Here is a 7,639-nt window from a genome sequence, read left to right on the forward strand (position 1 = left end):
ACCCAAGATATTGACCGCATTTCTCACTAAATCCGGCAATCCCTCATTCGGCTCAGCGCGGCGGTTAAGGTCTTCGCGTACCTCTGGATAAATATGGAATAACTTTGACTTTAAGTCCGGCCCCACATTAGAATCATCGCGCACTGCCACCTTGGGCGTTTTTACTAAACCACTCTCAATAGCATCATTCAAACCAAAATCACAAACGATCCAAGTAAACAGTTGCTCGCCTTGATTAATTTTGCATGTCGGCTTAAACGGTGTAGCAGATAAGTCGTAGGCCCTCAAAACACCTCGAGATGCATGAATGCGGTCAATGCCGCTTACCCAAATCGTGGCTTTTTCTTTTTCGGATTCTTCCTCATCTGCTAATGGACGATGGCAATGATGCGCTTCATCGTTAATTATCAGAATATTGCCAGCGTTTCCAAAATCAGGCATGACCCTACGGAAAAAAGCCTCTTCGCTTTCCGGGCCTTTTTTCACAACCTTTGGGCCGTAATTTTCATTGATTGGCGCCAGAGTATGCCAGTTGGTGACAACAATTTTGGCCTGTAATAATTCTTGCCACATCGTAGAATCTACAATACTAAAAATTTGATAAAAATTCTCCGTATTCTCCGGCAAAAGCACCTGTAATCTATCGCGGACAGTTAATCCAGGGGCGATAACTAAGATGTTTTTTGAAAATCTCTGATCTTTGGGATTCGCAATCTTGTTTAAAGCCTGCCAAGCAATGAGCATCGCCATAACAACGGTTTTACCCGTACCGGTTGCGAGTTTTAGACATTGTCTCTCCCATAAACTCCCGTCATTAGCAATTTCAATTCCTTGCTTCTCAGAAGGACTGGATTCTGCCAACCAAATAGCAGTTTCAACCGCTTCCAACTGACACCAGAAGAATGGCTGATTGCGCTGAGTATTATCATTCCAAAATCGAAGCAGTTTCTGTGTGACACCGGTAACATTAGGATATCCATTTTCTTTCCACTGCTTAACTCTTGGTCTGATTTTATTTACCAACTCTATTGAAACAAACTCGCCCGGGTCATCAAAGTTTTGCGCCGTTTTTGCGGTTGAGCGCCAATAGCCTGACTGCCTGCGGCCATCCTTTAGCTCAAATTCCTGCGTTTCCCGGATATATAGCCAGTGTTGTTTGGGCTCTTCATAGGGGCTGTTTATAATTAAACGGTCTATTTCTTTTTGGCTCATACTCACTCCAGCTTTTTAATTACCAGCGATTCGATGCCGCGAGTATCTACAATTTTAACTGCGATCTTTTTATTTTCTCCAGCAGAAAATGGAATAGCCTCAACCCCGGAGAATTTATCAAGTGAATCTTCGTTAACCTCACTTTTCAAAGCTTTAGCAAGCCGCGACCAATCCCGCTTAGAATTTCCTTCAGGGAAAAACACTTGATCTGGATATAAACTTCTCTCATCGTAGTCGGTATCTAAGAACCACATCGAGATATTTTTTGTGCCCTTAGATTCAATCTCACCTGTAATAGGGTTGTAATAATCGAACCCATGGACTTTGACTTTGTATTTCCCGTCCTTGGCCTTGTTAACCTCGACATCAGGCTGGCCGATAAGCCAATAACTATGGCTGGAAGAACGCTTCTTACGCAGATCTTTAGTCAACATATCTACACTCATTTGAGCTTTAAGAATGATCACGCTGGGCCAATTAATCTGGTCAACGTCTTTGGCCGCTTCAGGGTCAAAATGAAATGCCGCAAAAATCACAAAATCCGGCTTCGCTTTAAGAGCTCTCGCTTCTTTGATCGCTTCTTCAATGTGCCTTTGCTCAAGCGGGCCAAAGTCCGGACCAAAGCTGACATATGCACGTTTATTCTTTCCGCCAGAATCAAGAATTTCACCTTCAGCGTGCAAAAATCTTGTAGCCACCATCGGTTCAAGACGCGAAAACTTGATGATTTTGCCGCCAGTCGCGCGAATACCGGTGGTTTTTAATTCGTCACGCCATTCAGCCTGCTTGCCTGTTTCGCCAATTCGTGCCAATTCTTCCTTTGTGGCTTCAACCTTTGGCTCGTTACCCTCAAAAGGTCTTACGCGTAGGCATGGCACTGCTTCAACTGTAAAAGGACCTGTTACACGCACTTTACCTTTTTCCACACCTGGCTGATCATAAAGAGTTTCCAATGCAGGTATCTCATTATTGGCAATTGCACCAAGTGTAATATGCGAAACAGTTTTATACTTAAAACCACTTTTTATACCTTCAGTAGGATGTGCAAGTTCAAAATAGTCATATTTGGCTGTCATTAATCTTTGCTTGGCAAGAGTAATTGCTACGCGCGAAGTATCGCATGTAATCCACCGACGTCCCCATTGTTCAGCCATGTAAGCTGTCGTTCCTGAACCACAAGTCGGATCAAGAACCAAGTCGCCAGGATCTGTGGTCATTAGAAGGCATCTTTCAATCACTTTTGTCGCAGTTTGAACAACGTAAATTTTTGCATCAGAAAAACCAGTAAGTAAAAGATTCTTCCAAACATTAGTCATTTGTTGATATGGAAAATCATTAAAAAATCTCTTATACATTAGGGAATTACCAATAGGCTTAAGGCGCCCCTTGCTTGCTAAGTTATCAAGTCCATCAGGATTGGTAGTTTTCCATCCACCAGAAAAAATCTTTCCTTGATATTCATAGTTTGTTATTGCATTGCCCTGCGATGTTAAATTGTCTGCGGCAAAAACCTTATTTAAATCAACATCACGTAACAAGTCTTCTTTTTTTAGTCTCTTATCTTCTTTATCATCTTCGAACCAGACATATTGAGATGTGCCTTCCTTTCCTAATTCTTTGGGGAGGAAAATATTTCTAAATTTAATTTCTTTCGCATCTTTTGCATACCAAAGCAAATAATCTGCTATCCCGCTAACATACTTACTACTCAAGCCACCTGTTTTAATAACAGTTATCAAACTTATAAAATTATCTTTTCCAAACACTTCGTCTGTCACTTCTCGAACATGATGTATATTTTCATCTCCAATCTGAACAAAACAACTGCCTCCACTGTTTAGCAATTCCTTCGACAACAAGAGTCGATCCCGTAAATGTGTTAAGTAACTATGTACGTCAAGCTTCCAAGTATCGCGGAAGGCTTGTATCATTTCAGGTTCAGCAGGAATATCCGCATCATTACCATCCTTAACACTGCGCTTATTAACAAAAGGCTGAAAGTTAGAATAATATTTAATGCCATACGGCGGATCGATATAAACCATTTGCACTTTACCGGCCATACCTTCTTTCTTAAGCAGTGAATTCATTACCAGAAGTGAATCACCGGCAATAAGGCGATTTGCCCAGTCCTGATCGTGCTTATAAAAATCAATGGCTTTAGTAAGCGGCGGGTCATTGTCCGGCTGTTCGAATAGATCGAGCTGAAATTGCTTCTGCTCTTTTTTCTTTAGGAAAGCTTTGGCGATGCGCTTCGGGTCAATACGCTCATGGATATGCAAGCTGACATTTTGAACATCAAAACTCATTCCTTCGGCTTTTCCTGCCCAACTAAGAAATGGGTCGATATACGGATCATGCTTGTATTTCGTCCGGCCGTTTAATTTATCTGTCGCGCTTGAGACAAGGCCAACGTGAGGATTATTCCTGCGCTTTTTACCTTTATGAGTATACGCATCGACTTTTATGTCTTTACTCTGCTTTTTTCGTCCTCTTGGCATATTTTTACCTTACATTGTTATTATTTAGGGATCTTATACTCGTAACGCCTGTATTCATTTATTCTTTTTGTTAATTGTGCTTTATCAAATCGCCACTGTCCTCCAAACTTAAAAGCCGGGCTTTTGATCCCGGCTTAAGAATTTTTCAATTGATAATATGTAGGTTCTCCATAATTGCCCTATCTCCACATAGTGTATTTTATTATAGCCTCTTTAGGACTATTCCACAACCTAAAAATATCTCTCTATTTCCCTTGCTATATCTCTAATTATATGGCCCTATAGGTAGCGAGTGAAGATAGGCTACTGGAGGCCTGAATGCGAGATAATGCGATGGTTCAAATAATGGCGCTTAAGGAAGCGCCGCTTGATGCGCTTCAGAAAAAATACAGCGAGCTTTATGGCAAAGATGCGCTTTCGAATAACAGGACTTACCTTTGGCGCAGGATTGCTTACAGGCTCCAGGAGCTTGAATATGGTGGGTTATCCAAGAAGGCTCAAAAACGGCTCAAGGAGCTTATAGAGTTATATGATCCTATTAACAATAGGACATTACGGTCAAAGTCTATCAAGAAAAGGCCTGATTTCAGGGATGAAAGGCTGCCTATCCCAGGAACAGTCATCGTGAAAAATTACAAGGGCCAAAAGCTGGAGGTTAAAGTCCTGGAAAAAGGCTTTGAATATAGTAATAAGATATATAAGACTCTTACTGCTCTGGCGCAGGAAATAACTGGATCACACTGGAGCGGGTATGAGTTCTTTAATATTTAAGGAGATGTATGAAAAATGAGGTTAAAGATTTAGTCAGGTGCGCTATTTATACACGTAAGTCTGTGGCCGAAGGCTCAGAGCAGGATTTTACATCATTGGATGCTCAAAGAGATTCCTCTGAAAGCTACATAGCCAGCCAGAAAGGCCAGGGATGGGTCGCTCTTAAAGAAAAATACGATGATTTTGGCTATAGCGGCGCCACGATGGAACGGCCAGCCCTGGAAAAGCTCATAGCTGATATAAAAGCTAAGAAGTTTGACTGCGTGGTGGTCTATAAAGTAGACAGATTATCGCGATCTCTCTTAGATTTTGCCAAATTGCTCCAGTTATTCGAAGATCATAATGTCACCTTCGTATCTGTAACCCAGCATTTTAATACGAATAACTCCATGGGAAGGCTTACACTTAACATCCTCCTCTCCTTTGCCCAGTTCGAACGGGAGATAATAAGCGAAAGGACGCGCGATAAAATGGGTGCTGCGCGCATGAGGGGCAAATGGATGGGCGGCAGGCCACCTTTGGGATATGATCTTGATAAGGAAAACCATAAGCTTGTTATTAATCCAAAAGAGGCCAAGATAATCAGAGAAGTATTCGATCTTTATATCCAGAAGCGCTCTATTCTGGAAGTAACGCGGATACTTACTGAGAAAGGCTATAGGACCAAGACTTACTTAAGAAAAGGCATGTTGTCTGGCGGGATCAAGCTTAAGAAGACAACTATCCAGCTTATGCTTAAAAATGCAGTCTATATTGGTAAGGTTGATTATCATGGCAAGATCTATGAAGGTGAGCATAAGGCCATCATAGATGAGGAAAGCTTTCAAAAGGCCAAAGAAATCCGCGATTATAACAACAGGAATCGAGATGCCATCATTAGAGCAAAGACTCCCAAAGGATCCGGCCTTTTAAGCCGTATGGTGAAATGTAAGGCCTGTGGATGCTCAATGCTTCATACTTATGCAAAAAAGAGAAACAATAAATACCTATTTTATCTCTGTTCAAGCGCCAATAAAAGAGGCTATGCCACATGCCCTACCAAGACAGTAAACGCGCGTAGATTGGAACACGCTGTAGTTGATTATTTAAGAAAAATATGCCCTGATTTCGATATACCGCAGGATGAATGGAATCAGACTCCAATGGTAAAGCAAAGAGCTATATTGGAAACGATGATCAAAGAAGTGGACTGCACTATTGATACCTTAGGCATTACCCTGCTTAAAGATCCCAAAAGGCATGAATTCAAAGTGAACCTGAAACAGATAATAGTGCCTCCTCCGCCGCCTAAAGAGGATACCATTAAAAAGGAACCACCTCTGCGCCAGAATTTGATCCTGGCGCATCAAATACAGAATCTTATAGATAGAGGCGAAGCAAAAGATTTAAAACAGGTGGCACGATGGCTTAATATGGATCTTCCGAGGATATATCAGATAATGAGTTTCCTACTGTTAACGCCAAAGATACAAGAAGAAATACTTTTTTCTGAAAACGTGGGAATATCCAAAATACCAGAATATAAAATTTACAAATTGATTATGGAAGTTGATTGGAAAAAACAGAAAGAAATGTGGAAAAACACACTTGATAATAGTACTGGTCACTCTACCTGTTGTGCTGTTAAGAATAAAGCTTTTTCCAAAGCAGTAAAGAAATCTTGATATGTTTCAGGATCTTCTACAGATTTGATTCCATACTGGGCATTTGCTCTTACCAGCAATTGTTTTTCGCCCCTAGGCCTAACAGTTACAGTCATTGCAACAACTGCATATCCAAGGAACTTAGACCCACTTATAGAACCGAGTGTCAGATCAGCTTTATCGATTACAAATTCTAAATCTTGCATAGTACTTATCACGGTTTGCATCATTTTCTGCTTATCTGTTGTGTCGAAAGCCCTTGTCTGCATGCTTCTTAATTTAACCTGACTTTCGCTAGTTTCAAAAGCCTTCCCAGCTGTAGTCGCACACCCATATGATAAAACGACCATAGATAATAAAATCGCAGAAATACCAAAATATCTAATTAGTTTTTTCATATTTTCTGAGCCTCCAAAAATATTGCTTTTGATAAACTATCATAAAACTTTTGATATATTTCCGGTTCATTAATACTCTCTACCCTGCTAATTTGATTATTCATATTCCAAACTACTCTCTGAAAAGTAACTCGAACAACTATTTTGCTTCCATCAAGACTTGGTTTTGTAATTAATGAGGCTTTAACAACTTGCTCCTTATCGCATTGGGCCATATTCTGACCCTTTCTTCCTCCTAAAGCGTCTAGCATATCAAGAAAAAACGCGGCTGTCATTTGACCTCCGCTTTTCGCATCGGCTTTTTTAGAGGCTGCTACAAATCCTAATTTAGTCTCACTGTTATCCAGAGTAAAACCTAAATCCTGCAAGACACCAGCGACAGCTGCCAAGATCTGTTCCTCATTTGTTGTATCATATTGCCTTATTTGTAACTGTCTTCTCTCTAAAGTAGTTTCGTTAGGTTTCAGGAAACCTTTTGGAATACTAGCACAACCAATAATACTTAAACATAAAAATATGACAAGAAACCTTAAAAACTTATATCTTTCTTTCATGCTACTCTCCTTTAAAAACTGGAAGAATGATACGCAAAATCACGGACTTTCTTATCCTCGTCAAATTTTATAACTATAGTCAGCGTCCTCTGGGTTTTTGAGGCCGCTCCTGAAGATCCGCCAACTGCTCCTAGTATTAACCAAACACCGCCATCACTGTTTGAATAAGATACATCTGTAGCCATCTTATCATAAACCCAGACCTCTAACCTGTTTTCATCTGTTGATACTATGTTAGGCGAACCCAATGCCTCAATAACCTGAGAAGATGGCATTCCAATGCGAATCTCACGTTGAACTTTCCCCACAGTTATTCTATCGCCTGCATCTGATTTAACTGACTTCGAGTGAGAGCTAGCGGTTGAACAACCAAATAAAAATAAAAGACTCAAGAATAAACAAGATATTTTTTTCATAACCCCTCCTATGTTAAAAATCAAGCCTCATCTACTCATAAGACTTTGGTTTTATTTAAGTTGCTGCCAATTTGTAACGATTAAAATCTTCATATACTAAATCGTATTTTAAAGCTCGATAAACTATTCCCAAAAGCTTCCTTG

At 40.4% G+C, this 7,639-nt stretch carries 7 protein-coding genes; 2 read left to right on the forward strand and 5 right to left on the reverse strand.

Annotated features, from left to right (window positions below; translation table 11 throughout):
- Both KKC91_11180 and KKC91_11185 read right to left on the reverse strand, forming a co-directional pair.
- Positions 1-1,212: DEAD/DEAH box helicase family protein (locus KKC91_11180; protein ID MBU0479115.1), on the reverse strand; the 1,212-nt coding region annotated here is incomplete at its 3' end.
- A 2-nt stretch (positions 1,213-1,214) separates the two neighbouring features.
- The gene (locus tag KKC91_11185; protein ID MBU0479116.1) at positions 1,215-3,713 is read right to left on the reverse strand and encodes a site-specific DNA-methyltransferase; all 2,499 of its coding nucleotides are present in this window, start codon (positions 3,711-3,713) and stop codon (positions 1,215-1,217) included.
- 318 nt (positions 3,714-4,031) lie between these two features.
- Here KKC91_11185 and KKC91_11190 point away from each other — a divergent pair, with 318 nt between their 5' ends.
- Together KKC91_11190 and KKC91_11195 are read left to right on the forward strand one after the other, a co-directional pair.
- Entirely contained in the window at positions 4,032-4,484 is a 453-nt protein-coding gene (locus KKC91_11190) for a DUF2924 domain-containing protein (protein ID MBU0479117.1), read from the forward strand.
- 8 nt (positions 4,485-4,492) lie between these two features.
- The gene (locus KKC91_11195; GenBank protein ID MBU0479118.1) at positions 4,493-6,148 is read left to right on the forward strand and encodes a recombinase family protein; all 1,656 of its coding nucleotides are present in this window, start codon (positions 4,493-4,495) and stop codon (positions 6,146-6,148) included.
- On the opposite strand, the gene KKC91_11200 is transcribed toward KKC91_11195, so the two are convergent.
- Genes KKC91_11200 through KKC91_11210 form a run of 3 tightly spaced genes read right to left on the reverse strand, consistent with a single transcriptional unit; the run spans position 6,088 to position 7,495 of the window.
- On the reverse strand, positions 6,088-6,477 hold the full coding sequence (locus tag KKC91_11200) for a hypothetical protein (protein ID MBU0479119.1): 390 nt from the start codon (positions 6,475-6,477) through the stop codon (positions 6,088-6,090). The genes KKC91_11195 and KKC91_11200 overlap by 61 nt on opposite strands.
- A gap of 44 nt (positions 6,478-6,521) precedes the next feature.
- Positions 6,522-7,079 carry a hypothetical protein gene (locus KKC91_11205; GenBank protein MBU0479120.1) on the reverse strand — a complete coding sequence of 186 codons (558 nt, stop codon included), beginning with the start codon at positions 7,077-7,079 and terminating at the stop codon, positions 6,522-6,524.
- Positions 7,080-7,090: 11 nt separating this feature from the next.
- A complete protein-coding gene (locus KKC91_11210) occupies positions 7,091-7,495 on the reverse strand; it encodes an outer membrane protein assembly factor BamE (protein MBU0479121.1) in 405 nt (134 codons plus the stop codon).
- Between the last annotated feature and the right edge of the window lie 144 nt (positions 7,496-7,639).

It is taken from the genome of bacterium (assembly GCA_018812485.1).
GTDB lineage: Bacteria > JAHJDO01 > JAHJDO01 > JAHJDO01 > JAHJDO01 > JAHJDO01.

Bases quoted from the DNA above. Each gene is read 5' to 3' on its own strand.
- KKC91_11185 (MBU0479116.1), bottom strand. From the start codon at position 3,713: ATGCCAAGAGGACGAAAAAAGCAGAGTAAAGACATAAAAGTCGATGCG.
- KKC91_11190 (MBU0479117.1), top strand. From the start codon at position 4,032: ATGCGAGATAATGCGATGGTTCAAATAATGGCGCTTAAGGAAGCGCCG.
- KKC91_11195 (MBU0479118.1), top strand. From the start codon at position 4,493: ATGAAAAATGAGGTTAAAGATTTAGTCAGGTGCGCTATTTATACACGT.
- KKC91_11200 (MBU0479119.1), bottom strand. From the start codon at position 6,477: ATGGTCGTTTTATCATATGGGTGTGCGACTACAGCTGGGAAGGCTTTT.
- KKC91_11205 (MBU0479120.1), bottom strand. From the start codon at position 7,079: ATGAAAGAAAGATATAAGTTTTTAAGGTTTCTTGTCATATTTTTATGT.
- KKC91_11210 (MBU0479121.1), bottom strand. From the start codon at position 7,495: ATGAAAAAAATATCTTGTTTATTCTTGAGTCTTTTATTTTTATTTGGT.